This is a genomic window from Streptomyces sp. NPDC006691, assembly GCF_042869955.1.
In the GTDB taxonomy this organism is placed as follows: domain Bacteria; phylum Actinomycetota; class Actinomycetes; order Streptomycetales; family Streptomycetaceae; genus Streptomyces.
Genome location: NZ_JBIAGW010000011.1, coordinates 231,039 through 246,515, shown reverse-complemented (window position 1 = coordinate 246,515; position 15,477 = coordinate 231,039). Strand labels below are relative to the sequence as shown.

The following is a 15,477-nucleotide window of genomic DNA, read 5'->3' as shown; positions in this document are numbered from 1 at the left end:
TCGTGCTGGGACGTGCGGTGTTCGTTCTGGGATGTGCGGTGTTCTCGGTGTGCTCACTGGTTGCCGCAGGCCGACATCGGCGCGGGGCCGCCGTCGAGCCACGGCAGGTCGTGCCCCATGCGGTCCCGCTTGGTGCGCAGGTACCGCAGATTGTGCTCGCCCGCCTGGACGGGCATGGGCTCGCGGCCCGACACCGTCAGACCGTGCCGGACCAGCGCGGTGATCTTGTCGGGGTTGTTGGTCATCAGCCGCAGGCTGTGCACGCCGAGATCGGCGAGGATCTGGGCGCCGGCCGCGTAGTCGCGGGCGTCGGCGGGCAGGCCGAGCTCCAGGTTGGCGTCCAGGGTGTCGCGGCCGCGCTCCTGGAGCTCGTACGCGCGGAGCTTGGAGAGGAGGCCGATGCCCCGGCCCTCGTGGCCGCGCAGGTAGACCACGACGCCTCGGCCGGCCTCGGTGATGCGTTCCATGGAGGCCTGGAGCTGGGGACCGCAGTCGCAGCGCAGCGAGTGGAAGATGTCGCCGGTCAGGCACTCGGAGTGGACCCGGACCAGGACGTCCTCGCCGTCGCCGATGTCGCCGTGGACCAGGGCGACGTGCTCGACGCCGTCGACGGTGGAGCGGTAGCCGTAGGCGGTGAACTCCCCGGCGGCGGTGGGCAGATGGACCTCGGCCTCGCGGCGCACGGTCGGCTCGGCGGAGCGGCGGTAGGCGATCAGGTCCTCGATGGAGATGATCGTCAGGCCGTGCTTGCGGGCGAACGGGACGAGCTCGGGCAGGCGCAGCATGACGCCGTCCTCGCCCGCGATCTCGACGATGGCGCCGGCCGGGGCGAGCCCGGCGAGCCGGGCGAGGTCGACCGCGGCCTCGGTGTGGCCGTTGCGGACCAGCACCCCGCCGGGCTTGGCGCGCAGCGGGAAGATGTGGCCGGGGCGGACGAAGTCGCCGGAGGCGGAGCGGCCGTCGGCGAGCAGGCGCAGGGTGGTGGCGCGGTCGGCGGCGGAGATGCCGGTGCTCACGCCGTGGGCGGCCGTGGCGTCCACGGAGACGGTGAAGGCGGTCTTCATCGACTCGGTGTTGTGCTCGACCATCTGCGGCAGTTCGAGCCGGTCGAGGTCCTCGCCCTCCATGGGCGCGCAGATCAGACCGCGGCACTCGCTCATCATGAACGCGACGATCTCGGGGGTGGCCTTCTCGGCCGCGATGACGAGGTCGCCCTCGTTCTCGCGGTCCTCGTCGTCGACGACGACCACGGGGCGGCCCGCGGCGATGTCGCGGATGGCCTGCTCGACGGGGTCGAGGGCGAGGTCCTCGCGGTTGTCGGTGGAGTACCAGGTGGGTGCGTGCGTGGTCATGCCGTCGCTCCTTCCAGGACGGGCTTGACGCTCGTGCGCGAGCGCAGCCACCAGTCGCGCATGCCCCACAGGACGAGCGCGCCGTAAATGACGTAGACGAAGCCGGAGAAGGCGTATCCGTTGGCGAAGTTGAGCGGGACGCCGACGAGGTCGACGAGCAGCCAGGCGAACCAGAACTCGACCATGCCGCGGGCCTGGGCGAACATCGCTACGACGGTGCCGACGAAGACGTACGCGTCGGGCCACGGGTCCCAGGAGAGCGCCGGGTAGGCGGTGAAGAGGCCCGCGACGGCGACCGTGCCGACGGCGGCGCCGCCGAGCAGGAAGGCCCGCTCGCGCCAGGTGGCGAACCGTACGGCGATGGAGCCGTCCTGTGCCTGCCGCCGGCCCCGGCGGCTCCAGGCGAGCCAGCCGCCGGCCGCGACGACCATCACCACGACCTGCTTGCCGGCGCTGCCGGAGAGGTGTCCGGCGGCGAACGCCACGAACAGGATCAGGCCCGAGACGAACTGGGCGGGCCAGGTCCATATGGAGCGGCGCCAGCCGAGTGCGAGGGCGATCAGGCCGATGGTGTTGCCGATCATGTCCGACCACTTGATGTGCTGACCGAGGACCGTGAAGGCCTCGCCGTTCAGCCAGTTCACCATGCTCACTTGTCGTTCCCCCCGTGGCTGGCGCCGAGCAGCCGCTCGACGTACTTGGCGATGACGTCGACCTCCAGGTTGACCGGGTCGCCGGGCTGCTTGATGCCGAGCGTGGTCAGCGCGAGGGTGGTCGGGATGAGGCTGATGGTGAAGTAGTCGGCGGCGGCCTCCACGACCGTGAGGCTCACGCCGTCCACGGTGATGGAGCCCTTCTCGACGACGTAGCGGGACAGGTCGGCGGGCAGGGCGATCTTGACGATCTCCCAGTTCTCCGAGGGCGTGCGGGCGAGCACCGTGCCGGTGCCGTCCACGTGCCCCTGCACGATGTGCCCGCCGAGCCGGCCGCCGACGGCCATGGGCCGCTCCAGGTTGACCCGGGAGCCGACCTCCAGGGCGCCGAGGCTGGAGCGCTTGAGCGTCTCGTCCATCACGTCGGCGGTGAACTCGCCGTCGCCGAACTCCACGACCGTCAGACAGACGCCGTTGACGGCGATGGAGTCGCCGTGTCCGGCGCCTTCGGTGACGAGGGGGCCGCGCAGACGGAAGCGGGAGGCGTCACCGAGGGTCTCGATGGCGGCGACCTCGCCCAGCTCTTCGACGATTCCGGTGAACACGTTCAGCGCTCCTTGGCGAGAGGGGTGGCAGTGATGCGCAGGTCGGGGCCGATGCGCACGGCCTCGGTGATGTCGAGCCGCAACGCGTCGGCGATGGTGCTGATTCCCGCTCCGGCGAGCGCGGTGGGTCCGGCGCCGAGCAGGGCGGGCGCGAGGTAGCCGACGACCTTGTCGACGGCGCCCGCGGCGACGAAGGCGCCGGCCAGGGTCGGTCCGCCTTCGAGGAGGACGGAGCGCACGCCCCGGGTGTGCAGGGCCGCGAGCAGTGCGGGGATGTCCAGACCGGCCGCGGCGCGCGGCAGGCGCAGGACGGCGGCCTGGGGCAGGTGGGCCGCGTCGGCGTCCTCGGCGACCGCGATCAGGGTGGGCGCCGCGTCGTCGAGGATGCGGGCGCCGGGCTTGACGGCGGTGGCGTTGGTGTCGACTGCCAGGCGCAGCGGCTGAGTTGCCCCCTCGACGCCGCGCACGGCGAGGTGCGGGTCGTCGGTGCGGGCGGTGCCGGAGCCCACGACCACCGCGTCGGACTCGGCGCGCAGCCGGTGGACGTCGGCGCGGGCCTCGGCGGAGGTGATCCAGCGACTGGTGCCGTCCTCGGCCGCGGTGCGCCCGTCGAGAGTGGCCGCGTACTTCCAGGTGACGTGCGGGCGGCCGAGCCGTACCGAGGTGAGCCATGCGGCGTTGACCGCCTCGGCCTCGGCGGCGAGCAGGCCCCGCTCGGCGGGGACGCCTGCCGCGCGCAGGGTGTCGGCACCACCGGTGGCCTGCGGGTTCGGGTCGGCGACGGCGTACAGGACGCGGGCGATACCGGCCTCGATGAGCGCCTGGGCGCAGGGCCCGGTGCGGCCGGTGTGGTTGCAGGGTTCGAGGGTGACGTAGGCGGTGCCGCCACGGGCCTTCTCGCCCGCGTCCCGCAGGGCGTGGACCTCGGCGTGCGGGCCGCCGGCCCGCTGGTGGTGGCCCTCGCCCACGACCGCGCCGGAGGCGTCGGTGATCACGCATCCGACAACCGGGTTGGGGCTGGTGGAGCCGAGTCCGCGCGCCGCGAGCTCGACGGCTCGGCGCATGGCGTCCGCGTCGGCTGTGGGTGCCACCGGGTCCTCCTGCCTCTTCGGGCACGGACTCCGGGGCCTGTCGATGACGACAGAGAGCGGAAACAGACCATCGCGTACAGCTCACGCCACGGCCGAAAGAGACCGGTGCCCGCTCGGGCGACCGGTAACAGACGGCCGACGTGACCGGTCAACGGTCCGCCCGCCGCGCACTGCCTCCCATCCGGACTTTCACCGTCGGTCCAGGAATTTCACCTGGTCAACCGGCCGCTGGATGCGGACGGGTCGCGGACTATAACCGCCGGTTCGGAATTACACCGACCCCGGAGTGCGCTGCTGCTGGTACAGGGCCAGTGTGCCACGGCTGCCCGAAGGCCATGCGAGTGAGTGGATGTGGCCTGGCTCACAGATTGGCCGGAATCCAGCGGGGTCCGGCCCGGAGCCACGCGGAACGCGCGCAGCGGCGCATGCCTTTGGTCCATACCTATTGACGCACTGGTCTAGTCCTTTTAATCTCTGCGTCACCTCCGAGGAGAGGCCCGCCGGTGTGCGCACGCCGGGGCCGTGCACGACCACCGCCTTGTTCGTTGTGTTCCGCCCACCTCCCAGGAGGAACTGCCCGTGCTCTCCCCCACCCGCAGACGCACCGCGCTGCTCACGGCCGCCACCGCGGTCGCCGGGCTGCTGTTCGGCGCGCTGTCCACCGGCGTCTCGCAGGCCGCCGTCGACAACGAGGCCTGTCGTCCGGACGGCCTGTACAAGACCCCGGGCGTCGACGTCCCGTACTGCTCGGTGTACGACAGCGACGGCCGCGAGAAGATGGGCGCCGACCACCAGCGCCGGGTCATCGGCTACTTCACCGGCTGGCGCACCGGCCAGGACGGGACGCCCGCCTACCTCGCCTCCGACATCCCGTGGGACAAGGTCACCCACATCAACTACGCCTTCGCACACGTCGGTTCGGACAACAAGATCTCGGTCGGCACCGACAGCGAGAAGAACGCCGCGACCGGGATGACCTGGCCGGGCGTCGCGGGCGCCGAGATGGACCCCTCGCTCCCCTACAAGGGCCATTTCAACCTGCTCAACAAGTTCAAGAAGCAGCACCCCAACGTGAAGACCCTCATCTCCGTGGGCGGTTGGGCCGAGACCGGCGGCTACTTCGGTGACGACGGCAAGCGCGTCGACTCCGGCGGCTTCTACGCGATGGCCACCAACGCGGACGGCTCGGTCAACCAGGCCGGTGTCGACACCTTCGCCGACTCGGCGGTCGCCTTCATCAAGAAGTACGGCTTCAACGGCGTCGACATCGACTACGAGTACCCGACGACGATGAAGGACGCGGGCAACCCGCTCGACCTGACCCTCTCCAACGCCCGCCGGGCCGGTCTCGTCAAGGGCTACGCGGCGCTGATGAAGTCGCTGCGCGAGAAGCTCGACCGCGCGGGGGCGGCCGACGGAAAGCACTATCTGCTCTCGGTCGCCGCGCCGTCCTCCGGCTATCTGCTGCGCGGCATGGAGACCTTCCAGGTCCAGCAGTACCTGGACTACGTCAACATCATGTCCTACGACCTGCACGGCGCCTGGAACCAGTACGTCGGCCCCAACGCCTCGCTCTTCGACGACGGCAAGGACGCGGAACTCGCGGCCGCCGGCGTCTACTCCACGTCCCAGTACGGCGGCATCGGCTACCTCAACGCCGACTGGGCCTACCACTACTTCCGCGGTTCCATGCCGGCCGGGCGCATCAACATGGGCCTGCCGTACTACACCCGCGGCTTCGAGAACGTGCAGGGCGGCACCAACGGCCTGTGGGGCAAGGCGCCTTCGACGAACTGCCCCGCGGGTTCGGGCCTGACCGCCTGCGGTGACGGCGCCGTCGGCATCGACAACCTCTGGCACGACCTCGACGCCAACGGCAAGGAGGCCCCGGCCGGCTCCAACCCGATGTGGCACGCCAAGAACCTGGAGAAGGGGATCGTCGGCGACTACGTCAGCAAGTACGGCCTCTCCGCCACCACCAAGCTGACCGGCACCTACGTCCGCAACTACGACTCCACGCTGGTGGCGCCCTGGCTGTGGAACGACCAGAAGAAGGTCTTCCTGTCCACCGAGGACGAGCAGTCGGTGGGGGCCAAGGCGGACTACGTGGTGGACAAGGGCATCGGCGGCACGATGGTCTGGGAGCTGGCCGGCGACTACCAGTGGAACGCGGGCAAGGGCCAGTACGAGCAGGGCTCGACCCTGACGAGCGAGATGTACGACAAGTTCAAGTCGGCCACCCCGTACGGCAACAAGCGCTCCACGATCGCCCTGCCCGCCCAGGCGCTGAACATCGGCGTGGACTTCGGGCAGTTCCCGCTCGGCGACTCCAACTACCCCATCAGCCCCAAGGTGACCCTGACCAACAACACCACGGCGACGCTGCCCGGCGGCACGGAGTTCCAGTTCGACTACGGCACTTCGGCCCCCGCCAACGCCAAGGACCAGTCCGGCTTCGGCACGACGATCGTGCGCAGCGACCACACCGCGGCCAACAACATCGGCGGGCTCAAGGGCGACTACAACCGCGTCTCGCTGAAGCTGCCGAGCTGGCAGTCGCTGGCACCGGGCGCCTCGGTCACCCTCGACTTCGTCTACTACCTGCCGGTTTCCACCCCCTCGAACTGGACGGTGACCTTCGGTGGCAAGACCTACGCGCTGGCCGGCGACCGCACCCGGGGGGCGGTCGTGAGCGACCCCGGCACCTCGACACCCACCCCGACCCCGTCGGGCACCCCGACCCCGACCCCGACGCCTTCGGGCACGACCGGGCCCTCGCCGTCCCCCACGCCGCCGGGCGGCACGTGCGCGGCCCCGGTCTGGTCGGCGGGTTCCGCGTACGGCGGCGGCACGACCGTCTCGTACAAGTCCCACACCTGGAAGTCCAAGTGGTGGACGAAGGGCGAGGAACCGGGTACTACCGGTGACTGGGGAGTGTGGCAGGACCTCGGCGCCTGCTGATCCGCTCCCCGCACGAACGCCCGGCGGCGGTCTCCCGGCCCTTGGCCGCCGTCGGGTGCCCGGAGATCAGGGCTCCCGGATCTGAGGGAGCCTCACTTCCCGTGCCCGCTCAGGGATTTGGCGCGAAGAGGTCGTCCTGAGCCGCGTCCCGCGCGGTCAGCAGCGCACCGCTCAGGACCGCGCCATCACCCAGGGCGCTCGGCCTGACCTCGGCGGGGAGCGGGGTCAGGGCGGCCAGGGCGCGCTGGACGCGGGAGGCGAGCAACTGGCCGCCCGCATGGCCCAGTTCGCCGCCGAGCACGATGAGCCCGGGGTCCAGGACCGCGACCACGCCCGCCGCGCCGACGGCGAGCCGCTGGGCCAGCGCGTCGAGGAAGGGCCCGTCCGCGTCCCGCACGGCCTCCTCCGCACTGCCGGCCCGTCCGAACTCGGCGGCGAGGCGCGCCACCGCACCCGCGTGCACCAGCTCGTGGAACCCGCCGTCGCAGCCGGTCGAGGACGGCAGTCCGCCGGTGCCCGGTACCGGCATGAACCCGATCTCGCCCGCGCCGCCCGAGGCGCCCCTGCGCAGCTTGCCGTCCAGGACGAGTGCCGAGCCGATGCCCTGGCCGAGCCACAGGAGCACGAAGGTGTCCTGACCACGGGCTGCGCCCAGACGCTGCTCGGCCACGGCGGCCAGGTTGGTCTCGTTCTCGACGAGCACGGCGGCGGGCAGTCGCCGGGCCAGGACCCGCACGAGTTCGCGGTGCCAGGCGGGCAGCCCGCTGGTGTCGCGCAGTTCGCCGCTGGCCGGGTCGATGAGCCCGGGGGCGCCGACCCCGACGCTGTGCAGCCGCTCCGCGCCGGCCTCCTTCGCGGTGCGCTCCAGGAGCGCCACGGCCTGCTCGACGGCGGGACCCGTCCCGGCCTCCGGCTCGATCGGCAGCGTGGCCTCGGCGAGGGTGTGTCCGAGGAGGTCGGCCACGACCAGCGAGACACTGTCGGTGCGCACGTCCAGGGCCGCCAGGTGCGCCCGGTCGGCGACGATCGCGTAGAGCCGCGCGTTGGGGCCGCGCCGCTCGGCGCCCGACTCCCCCACCACATGGACGAGGCCGGAGCCCTGGAGACGCTCGACGAGGTCGGCGACGGTCGGCCGGGAGAGGCCGGTGAGGTGCTTCAGCTGGCCTGCCGTCAACGGGCCCTCGTCCTGGAGGAGGCTCAGGGCGAGCCGGTCGTTGATGGCCCGGGCGGTGCTCGGGGATGCGGGCATGCCGGGAATCCTTCCAGATCGGCGAAGGCGGAGGGCCACCCGTTCTATTTATCAGGCAGGGTTCCTGATAGTTTACGGCCCGGCGGCGGGAAAGCCGCCCCAGAGGGAGGGGAACCCGGTCGAAATGGCAGCCGAACTTGCTCTGGATCCAAGGCAGTTGAGGCGGGCGCGGATCGCGATCGCCGCAGTGTTCTGTGTGCACGGCGCGGTGACCGGCAATTTCGCCACCCGGGTCCCCTGGATCCAGGACCACGCCGGGGTCTCCGCCGGCCAGCTCGGCCTCGCCCTGGCCTTCCCCGCGATCGGCTCGTCGCTCCTGATGCCGCTGTCCGGTGCGATCACCCACCGGTTCGGGGCGCGCAACGCGCTGCGCGGGCTGCTCGCCCTGTGGACCCTGGCGCTCACGCTGCCCGCGCTCGCCCCCAACCTCTACACGCTGTGCGCCGTTCTCTTCGTGTACGGCGCGAGCGCCGGGATGGCGGACGTGGCGATGAACGCGCTCGGCGTGGAGACCGAGACCCGGCTCCGCCGCTCGATCATGTCCTCGCTGCACGGCATGTGGAGCGTGGGCGCGCTGATCGGCTCCGCGTCCGGGACGCTCGCCGCGCACCTCGGAGCGGACGCCCGGCTCCACCTCACCGCGGCCGCCGCCGTCCTGACCGTGCTCGGCCTCGCCGCCTGTCAGGGCGTACTCGACCTGCGCAGCGCCCCCGACGAGACGGCGCCGCCCCGGTTCACGCTGCCGCCCCGGTCGGCGCTGGTCATCGGCATGGTGGCGTTCTGCGCGGTGTTCGCCGAGGGTGCCAGTCTGGACTGGTCGGCGGTCTATCTGCGCGATGTCCTGGACACCTCGGCGGGTACGGCCGCGGCCTGCACCACCGCGTTCACGCTGACGATGGCGGTGGCCCGGCTCGCGGGCGACAAGGGGGTGGACCGCTTCGGGGCGGTGCGTACGGTGCGCGCCGGAGGGGTGCTCGCCACGTTGGGCGGTCTGCTCGTGGTGTGCGCTCCGGGACCGGCCGTCGCGATGGCCGGGTTCGGCCTGATGGGGCTCGGGATCGCGGTCGTGGTGCCGCTCGCCTTCGCGGCGGCCGGACGCAGCGGCACCAACCCGAGCCAGGCCATCGCGGGTGTGGCGACCATCACCTACACCTCGGGCCTGGTCGCGCCCTCCGCGATCGGCGGGATCGCCGATCTGACCTCCCTGGTGGTCTCGTTCGGCCTGGTGACCGTGCTCGCGCTCGGCCTCATAGCGGGGGCCCGGGTCCTGCGGGCGGGGGTCCGTCCACCGGACCCGGCCGGTACGGCGGACGTGGCGCCCGCCCGTCACCCCTGACCCCGCTACGCACGCCCGCGGCCCGGCCGACGAGCGAGGTCGAGATCCGGCACTAATATTTGGCCTGATCTTTTCTTGGCACCGACCACCACGGACGAACTGGAGCGACCATGCGCCTCGGCGTGCACTGGACCTTGCACGGCGACGGGCGGACCCCCGCTCCAGGAGCCGTCGTACGCCCCGACGAACGGCTCACCTGGCCGCGCACGATCGGTCTCGGCGCCCAGCACGTGGTGGCCATGTTCGGGGCGTCGTTCGTCTCGCCGGTCCTGATGGGCCTCGACCCCAACCTCGCGATCATGATGTCCGGCATCGCGACGGTCATCTTCCTGCTCGCCACCAAGGGCCGGGTCCCCAGCTACCTCGGCTGCTCGCTCTCCTTCGTGGGCGTCGCGGCCGCGATCCGGGCCACCGGGGGCACCAGCGCCACCGTGACCGGCGCCGTGTTCGTCGTCGGCGTGGTGCTGTTCTTCGCCGGTCTCACGGTGCAGCGGTTCGGCGCCCGGATCATCCACGCGGCGATGCCGCCCATCGTCACGGGCGCCGTCGTCATGCTGATCGGCTTCAACCTGGCGCCGGTCACGGCCGCCACGTACTGGCCGCAGGACCAGTGGACCGCGCTGATGGTGATGCTGTTCACCGGCCTGGCCGTCGTGTGCCTGCGCGGTTTCTGGTCCCGCATCGCGATCTTCCTCGGGCTGATCTTCGGGTACGGCATCTCGTGGGTGCTCGACCAGGTCTTCGGCAAGATCCACTCGGTGAACGGCGGCCCGCAGGCCGTCGACCACTGGCGCCTGGACCTCGCGGGCGTGGGCAGGGCCGACTGGATCGGGCTCCCGAGCTTCCACGCGCCGAGCTTCGAATGGTCGGCGATCCTCGTCGCGCTGCCCGTCGTCATCGCGCTGATCGCGGAGAACGCGGGCCACGTCAAGGCCGTCGGCGAGATGACCGGCACCAACCTCGACGACAAGCTCGGCACCGCGATCGCCGCCGACGGTGTCGGTTCGATGCTGTCGACCGCCGTGGGCGGCCCGCCGAACACCACGTACTCCGAGAACATCGGCGTCATGGCCGCCACCCGCGTCTACTCGACCGCGGCCTATTGGGCCGCCGCCGGATTCGCGCTGCTCTTCGGTGTGTGCCCCAAGTTCGGCGCGGTCGTCGCGGCGATTCCGGGCGGGGTGCTCGGCGGCATCACCGTCATCCTGTACGGCATGATCGGGCTGCTCGGCGCGCAGATCTGGATCAACGCCAAGGTCGATCTGCGCAATCCGCTGAACCTCGTTCCGGCCGCCGCGGGCATCATCATCGGCATCGGCAACGTGACGCTGAAGTTCACCGAGAACTTCCAGCTCAGCGGCATCGCGCTCGGCACAATCGTGGTGATCACCGGCTACCACGTGCTGCGCGCCTTCGCCCCGGCCCACCTCAAGGAGCAGGAGCCGCTGCTCGATTCGGGCACCTCGTCCTACGAGAAGGACCAGGCGTAGCGCGGTAGGCGAGGGACCGGGCATAGCGCGCCGGGCCCGCGCGCGGCGGCCGCCCCGCCCACCGTTCATCCGATCCGGTCAAGCCCCCTTACGGCGGTGCCGGGCCGGGCCGGCGGGCTGGGACGCTGCCCCCATGACGCAGACCGCATGGACCGAAACCGGACCTCCCGCGCGGCACCCGCGGCACACCCACCGGTTCGCCGCGCCGCTCGACCCCGTGGTCCGGCGGATGCGGGCGCTGCGGGCCGACCTGCCGGCCCGGGACGGCATCGCGGTCTTCAACCGTGTCTATCTGACGGTGACCGAGGAGATCTCCCGGCTCATCGCGCACGACCACTTCACCGACCCGCGGGGCGCGGCGACCCTGGACGTGCTGTTCGCCGGGCGCTATCTCGCGGCGGTGGAGTCCTCCTCCCTGGGTCGGCGCCCGCCGGACTGCTGGCGTCCGCTGTTCCAGTACCGGCGCCATCCCGGGGTGCGTCCCCTGCAGTTCGCGCTGGCCGGGATCAACGCCCACATCGGGCACGACCTGACGCTCGCGCTGGTCGACAGCTGCCGGGCCCTCGACTGCGAACCGGCTTTCCTGGAGCGGGACTTCGACCGTGTCGGAGACACGCTGACGCTCCTGGAGGAACGCATCCGGGAGGAACTCATGCCCGGGCCCGACCTGTTCGAGGTCGCCGACCCGATGACGCATCTGCTGGCGTCCTGGAGCCTGGAGCGGGCGCGGGACGCGTCCTGGTCCGCGGCGAAGGTCCTGTGGCAGTTGCGGGAACTTCCGGCCCTGGCCCAGGAGTTCACCGATCGGCTGGACGCGGGCGTGGGTCTGGTGACCCGCTGTCTGCTGACCCCCCTTTCGGTACCCGACTGAGGAGCGACCATGGCGATACGGCTCGGACTCGGCCTCCCGCAGATGAAGCAGTACGACCTCGGCCGCGATGTGCCCGCGGTGGCGCGGACGGCGGAGGAGATCGGTTTCGAGAGCCTGTGGGTCTTCGAACGGGTGCTGTTCCCCGAGCCCGCGACCCAGGGCCTGTACGGCGTTCCGGGCCTGCCCTGGCCCGACGCCTACCGCGCGGTCGCCGACCCGCTGGTCACACTGACCCTCGCGGCCGCGGCCACCGGACGGGCCCGGCTCGGCACCAGCGTCCTGGTGGGCCCGCTGCACATCCCGTTCCAACTCGCGCGCTCACTGGCCTCGTTGGACGTGGCGAGCGGTGGCCGGGTGGTGGCCGGGATCGGTACGGGCTGGTCGCACGACGAGTACGCGGCGGCGGGGGTGGCGCCCTTCGAGAAGCGCGGCAAGGTGCTCGACGAGCTGCTCGATGTGTGTGCCGCGGTGTGGGGACCCGATCCGGTCACCTACCAGGGCGAGTTGACGACCGTCGCTCCCGCCGTGGTCGGCCCCAAGCCGGCCCGGCCCATCCCGGTCTACCTCCCGGCGTCGAGCCCGAAGTCGGCCCGCCGCCTGGTGGACCGGGCGGACGGCTGGCTGCCCGCGGCCCAGGGCGTGGCCCAGCTCACCGAGCAGTGGGCGAGGCTCCAGGACCTGGCCGCGCAGCGGGGCAGGACGCGCCCGATCGAGGTCTGCGTCCGCGTGAACGCCCAGCACCGGGCGAAGCCGTTCGAGGGCGCGGAGCGTCCGCCGTTCACGGGCAGCGCGGCCCAGATCGTGGACGACCTGGCCGCCCACGCGCTCGACGGCATCGGGGAGTTCCTCCTGGACCTCCAGAGTTCCGCACGGGACGCGGAGGAGCTGAAGGACTTGGCGGCGGAGGTGTACGGGCTGGCGCGGGCGGCGGGCCTGTAGGCCCGGGACCGGCACCCGGCCCCGGGCCGCCGGGCCCCTCAGCCCGTCCGGCGTTTGCGGACGAGCGCCCTTGAGGCGCGAACGGGGGTCCGGGGGCAGAGCCCCCGGTACCTCGGCTCCGGGGGCTAGTCCTCGGGGAGCTCGACCGGGGCGATCGAGTCGTACAGGTCCCCCGGCCCGGGGTTGCCCGCGTCCGTGGCCCCGCCGAAGTGGTGCATGACCCCCCACACCGCGTTGAGCGCGGTCTGCACCGCACCCTCCGCCCAGCCCGCGGTCCAGGAGATGTCGTCGCCCGCGAGGAAGATGCCCCGCTTGTCCTCGGGCAGCGCGTCCTGCATGAAGTGGGTGAACAGGCGGCGCTGGTAGCGGTAGTGCCCCGGCAGGTTCGCCTTGAACGCGCCCATGAAGTACGGCTCGTTCTCCCAGGACACCGTCACCGGGTTGCCGATGATGTGGCCCCGGATGTCGACCTTCGGGTAGATCTCGCCGAGCGACTTGAGCATGACCTCCATGCGCTCGCTCGCCGACAGCGGCAGCCACTTGAGGCTGTCGTCGCACCACGTGTAGGAGAGGCAGATGACGGCGGGCTTGTCCGGCCCGTTGTCGAGGAGGTAGGTGCCGCGCGTCATGCGGTCGGTGAGCGTCATCGACATGACGTCACGGCCGGTGTCCTCGTCCTTGTCCAGCCAGAACGGCCGGTCGACCGGCACGAACAGCTTGGAGGACTCCATGTAGTGGGTGCGCTCGATCGCGGTCCAGTGGTCGATCGGGAAGAGCGAGTCGTCGCAGGCGATCTTGGAGAGCAGCATCCAGGACTGCGCCGTGAAGATCGCCGCGCGGAAGGTGCGGATGTCGCCGTCCGCGTCCGTCACGGTGATGCGGTTGCCCGCGGTGCGGTGCAGCCGGGTCACGGCGGGCCTGGGGGCGCCGTCGTGCAGCGAGGAGAGCGAGGTGCCCTGCGCCCAGTGCACGATCTTCCCCGGCTCACGCTCCCACAGGCGCAGTGGCAGCTGCTGGGAACCGCCGACGATGCCGCGGTGGTGGTCGTCCGCCTCGGTGTAGACGACGCGCAGGATCTCCAGGATGGAGTTCGGGAAGTCGGTGTCCCAGCCGCCGGTGCCGAAGCCGACCTGGCCGAAGATCTCGCGGTGCCGGAAGGACTTGAAGGCCTCCGACTCGCAGAGGAAGCCGTAGAAGGTCTGGTTGTCGAGCTTGTCGACGAGCTTGGCCCAGATCTCACGGATGCGCGGGATGTCGCGCTCGCGGATGGCCTGGTTCATGTCGGAGAAGTCGGCGCCCTCTTCGAGACAGGCGTTCCAGGCGTCCATGACCTCGCGGTACACGGCCGGCAGCTCGTCGACCGAGGTCGCGTAGTGGGACTCTCCCTTGAGGTCGACGACCGTCGAGGGGGTGTCCGGCGCGAGCGGGTTGGGGAACGGCTTGGTCTCCAGGTCCACCAGGTCGATGTAGTGCTGGAGCGCGGTGGAGCACGGGGGGAACCGCATGGCGCCCATCTCGGCGGTGAGCTCCGGGTCACAGCCCGGGAAACCTACGGTGCGCAGCCGGCCGCCGATCTGGTCGGCCTCGTACACGACGGGCTTGAGGCCCATCTTCATCAGCTCGTACGCGGCGACGATGCCGGAGAGGCCGCCGCCGATGACCGCGACCTCCGCGCCGTGCTCGGTCGCGGGTATCTGGCCGAGCCCGGCCGGGTGCGCGAGGAAGTCGTCGTACGCGTAGGGGAAGTCCGGCCCGAACATCGTGACGGGCGGCTGCTCGTCGATGTGCTGGACGGCGGTGGGCACCGTGGACGTCATGGGGTACGGACTCCTTGCACAGTACGGAAGTTGAGAGGGCAGGCGGGGCAGGCCCTCACGGCCCGGGGTGGGGGCCCGGGCTCACGGGTCGAATGGCTCGGCGGGTCGAATGGACGGAGGGGCTCGGCCAGTGAGCTCGGAGGCGGGGCTAGACGAGGGAGGAGTACAGGCCGGGGCGGCGGTCGCGCAGATACGGGTTGTTCGCGCGCGAGACGGCCAGGAACTCGGGGTCGACGTCCCCCACGACCAGCTCGGTGCCGCGCCCGGCGCGGGCCCGTGCGGCACCGTCGGGGCCCGCCAGACAGCTCAGCCCGACGAACTCGAACTCGCCCTCGGGGCCGGTCCGGTTGACGTACGCGACGTACAGCTGGTTCTCGAAGGCGCGGACCGGGACGAGGGACTCGGCGACGAACTGGAAGGGGTGCATCTGGGCGGTGGGCACCAGGAGGAGGTCGGTGCCGGCCAGCGCGTGGGCCCGTACGTTCTCGGGGAACTCCACGTCGTAGCAGATCATCATGCCGATACGGAGGCCGTTCAGCTCGGCCTGGACGACCGGCTGCTCGCCCGGCGTGAACGCGTCCCGCTCGAAGCCGCCGAAGAGGTGGGTCTTGCGGTAGCTCGCGAGGCGGGTGCCGTCGGGGCCGATGAGCTGGGCCGCGTTGTAGACGGCGTCGCCGTCGCGCTCGGGGTAGCCGTAGACGACGGCCAGGCCGTGGCGCACCGCGATGTCGGCGATCGCCCGGGCGGAGGGGCCGTCGGCGGGCTCCGCGAGCCTGGCCACGTCGTCGCCGATGGCGTACCCGGTGAGGAACAGCTCGGGGCAGACGATCAGCCCGGCGCCGGTCGCGGCCGCCCGTCCGGCCGCTTCGTCCAGCACCGTCAGGTTCGCGGCGACGTCCGAGAGACGGCCGGAACTCTGGAGCAGGGCGGTGCGCAACGCGGGCATGGGCGGTCCTCGGCGGGGCTGGGGGTGCGGGGTCACTAGACGGTACGTTCCGCCGTTCGGCCCCGACAAGGCGCGAGCGTTGCGCGCCTCCGCACGATTCGTTGCGCAAGATCGCGTGGTGGCGGCGATTTGTTGTGCGGTTTCCGCTGAGTGCGGTTTTCCGGTGG

12 protein-coding genes and 1 riboswitch are annotated in these 15,477 nt (G+C 71.5%); of the genes, 5 read left to right on the top strand and 7 right to left on the bottom strand.

Annotation, left to right across the window (positions count from 1 at the left end; all coding sequences use genetic code 11):
- Positions 1-53: 53 nt before the first annotated feature.
- From ACFYNP_RS24360 to ribD, 4 genes are read right to left on the bottom strand one after another with little or no spacing between them, the layout of a single operon-like run.
- Positions 54-1,352: a bifunctional 3,4-dihydroxy-2-butanone-4-phosphate synthase/GTP cyclohydrolase II gene (locus tag ACFYNP_RS24360; protein WP_388411733.1), complete on the bottom strand. Its 1,299-nt coding sequence runs from the start codon at positions 1,350-1,352 to the stop codon at positions 54-56.
- Complete coding sequence (locus tag ACFYNP_RS24355; protein ID WP_388411814.1) at positions 1,349-1,996, bottom strand: nicotinamide riboside transporter PnuC; 648 nt, start codon at positions 1,994-1,996, stop codon at positions 1,349-1,351. Before ACFYNP_RS24355 ends, ACFYNP_RS24360 begins: the two co-directional genes overlap by 4 nt.
- A 5-nt stretch (positions 1,997-2,001) precedes the next feature.
- On the bottom strand, positions 2,002-2,610 hold the full coding sequence (locus ACFYNP_RS24350) for a riboflavin synthase (RefSeq protein WP_100577329.1): 609 nt from the start codon (positions 2,608-2,610) through the stop codon (positions 2,002-2,004).
- A gap of 2 nt (positions 2,611-2,612) precedes the next feature.
- The gene (gene ribD, locus ACFYNP_RS24345) at positions 2,613-3,701 is read right to left on the bottom strand and encodes a bifunctional diaminohydroxyphosphoribosylaminopyrimidine deaminase/5-amino-6-(5-phosphoribosylamino)uracil reductase RibD (protein ID WP_388411730.1); all 1,089 of its coding nucleotides are present in this window, start codon (positions 3,699-3,701) and stop codon (positions 2,613-2,615) included.
- Positions 3,702-3,864: 163 nt separating this feature from the next.
- Positions 3,865-3,995: riboswitch (FMN riboswitch) on the bottom strand.
- Between the two features lie 285 nt (positions 3,996-4,280).
- On the opposite strand from ribD, the gene ACFYNP_RS24340 reads away from it, so the two are divergent.
- Entirely contained in the window at positions 4,281-6,662 is a 2,382-nt protein-coding gene (locus tag ACFYNP_RS24340; RefSeq protein WP_388788037.1) for a chitinase C-terminal domain-containing protein, read from the top strand.
- A 109-nt stretch (positions 6,663-6,771) separates the two neighbouring features.
- On the opposite strand, the gene ACFYNP_RS24335 is transcribed toward ACFYNP_RS24340, so the two are convergent.
- On the bottom strand, positions 6,772-7,911 hold the full coding sequence (locus tag ACFYNP_RS24335) for an ROK family transcriptional regulator (protein WP_388788034.1): 1,140 nt from the start codon (positions 7,909-7,911) through the stop codon (positions 6,772-6,774).
- Positions 7,912-8,035: 124 nt separating this feature from the next.
- Here ACFYNP_RS24335 and ACFYNP_RS24330 point away from each other — a divergent pair, with 124 nt between their 5' ends.
- The 4 genes from ACFYNP_RS24330 to ACFYNP_RS24315 all read left to right on the top strand — a co-directional run bounded on the left by ACFYNP_RS24330 (position 8,036) and on the right by ACFYNP_RS24315 (position 12,547).
- On the top strand, positions 8,036-9,247 hold the full coding sequence (locus tag ACFYNP_RS24330) for an MFS transporter (RefSeq protein ID WP_388788031.1): 1,212 nt from the start codon (positions 8,036-8,038) through the stop codon (positions 9,245-9,247).
- A gap of 110 nt (positions 9,248-9,357) precedes the next feature.
- Positions 9,358-10,737, top strand: a complete 1,380-nt coding sequence (locus ACFYNP_RS24325) for a uracil-xanthine permease family protein (RefSeq protein ID WP_388788029.1) — start codon at positions 9,358-9,360, stop codon at positions 10,735-10,737.
- Positions 10,738-10,870: 133 nt separating this feature from the next.
- A complete protein-coding gene (locus ACFYNP_RS24320) occupies positions 10,871-11,608 on the top strand; it encodes a DUF5995 family protein (protein WP_388788026.1) in 738 nt (245 codons plus the stop codon).
- Between the two features lie 9 nt (positions 11,609-11,617).
- Complete coding sequence (locus ACFYNP_RS24315) at positions 11,618-12,547, top strand: LLM class F420-dependent oxidoreductase (protein WP_388788024.1); 930 nt, start codon at positions 11,618-11,620, stop codon at positions 12,545-12,547.
- Positions 12,548-12,672: 125 nt separating this feature from the next.
- On the opposite strand, the gene ACFYNP_RS24310 is transcribed toward ACFYNP_RS24315, so the two are convergent.
- Positions 12,673-14,364: a flavin monoamine oxidase family protein gene (locus tag ACFYNP_RS24310; RefSeq protein ID WP_388788021.1), complete on the bottom strand. Its 1,692-nt coding sequence runs from the start codon at positions 14,362-14,364 to the stop codon at positions 12,673-12,675.
- Between the two features lie 148 nt (positions 14,365-14,512).
- Entirely contained in the window at positions 14,513-15,310 is a 798-nt protein-coding gene (locus tag ACFYNP_RS24305) for a carbon-nitrogen hydrolase family protein (protein ID WP_388788018.1), read from the bottom strand.
- Positions 15,311-15,477: the final 167 nt, after the last annotated feature.

Excerpts from the sequence above, each read along its gene's own strand:
- ACFYNP_RS24360 (WP_388411733.1), bottom strand. The coding sequence starts at position 1,352 with ATGACCACGCACGCACCCACCTGGTACTCCACCGACAACCGCGAGGAC.
- ACFYNP_RS24335 (WP_388788034.1), bottom strand. The coding sequence starts at position 7,911 with ATGCCCGCATCCCCGAGCACCGCCCGGGCCATCAACGACCGGCTCGCC.
- ACFYNP_RS24330 (WP_388788031.1), top strand. The coding sequence starts at position 8,036 with ATGGCAGCCGAACTTGCTCTGGATCCAAGGCAGTTGAGGCGGGCGCGG.
- ACFYNP_RS24325 (WP_388788029.1), top strand. The coding sequence starts at position 9,358 with ATGCGCCTCGGCGTGCACTGGACCTTGCACGGCGACGGGCGGACCCCC.
- ACFYNP_RS24320 (WP_388788026.1), top strand. The coding sequence starts at position 10,871 with ATGACGCAGACCGCATGGACCGAAACCGGACCTCCCGCGCGGCACCCG.
- ACFYNP_RS24315 (WP_388788024.1), top strand. The coding sequence starts at position 11,618 with ATGGCGATACGGCTCGGACTCGGCCTCCCGCAGATGAAGCAGTACGAC.
- ACFYNP_RS24310 (WP_388788021.1), bottom strand. The coding sequence starts at position 14,364 with ATGACGTCCACGGTGCCCACCGCCGTCCAGCACATCGACGAGCAGCCG.
- ACFYNP_RS24305 (WP_388788018.1), bottom strand. The coding sequence starts at position 15,310 with ATGCCCGCGTTGCGCACCGCCCTGCTCCAGAGTTCCGGCCGTCTCTCG.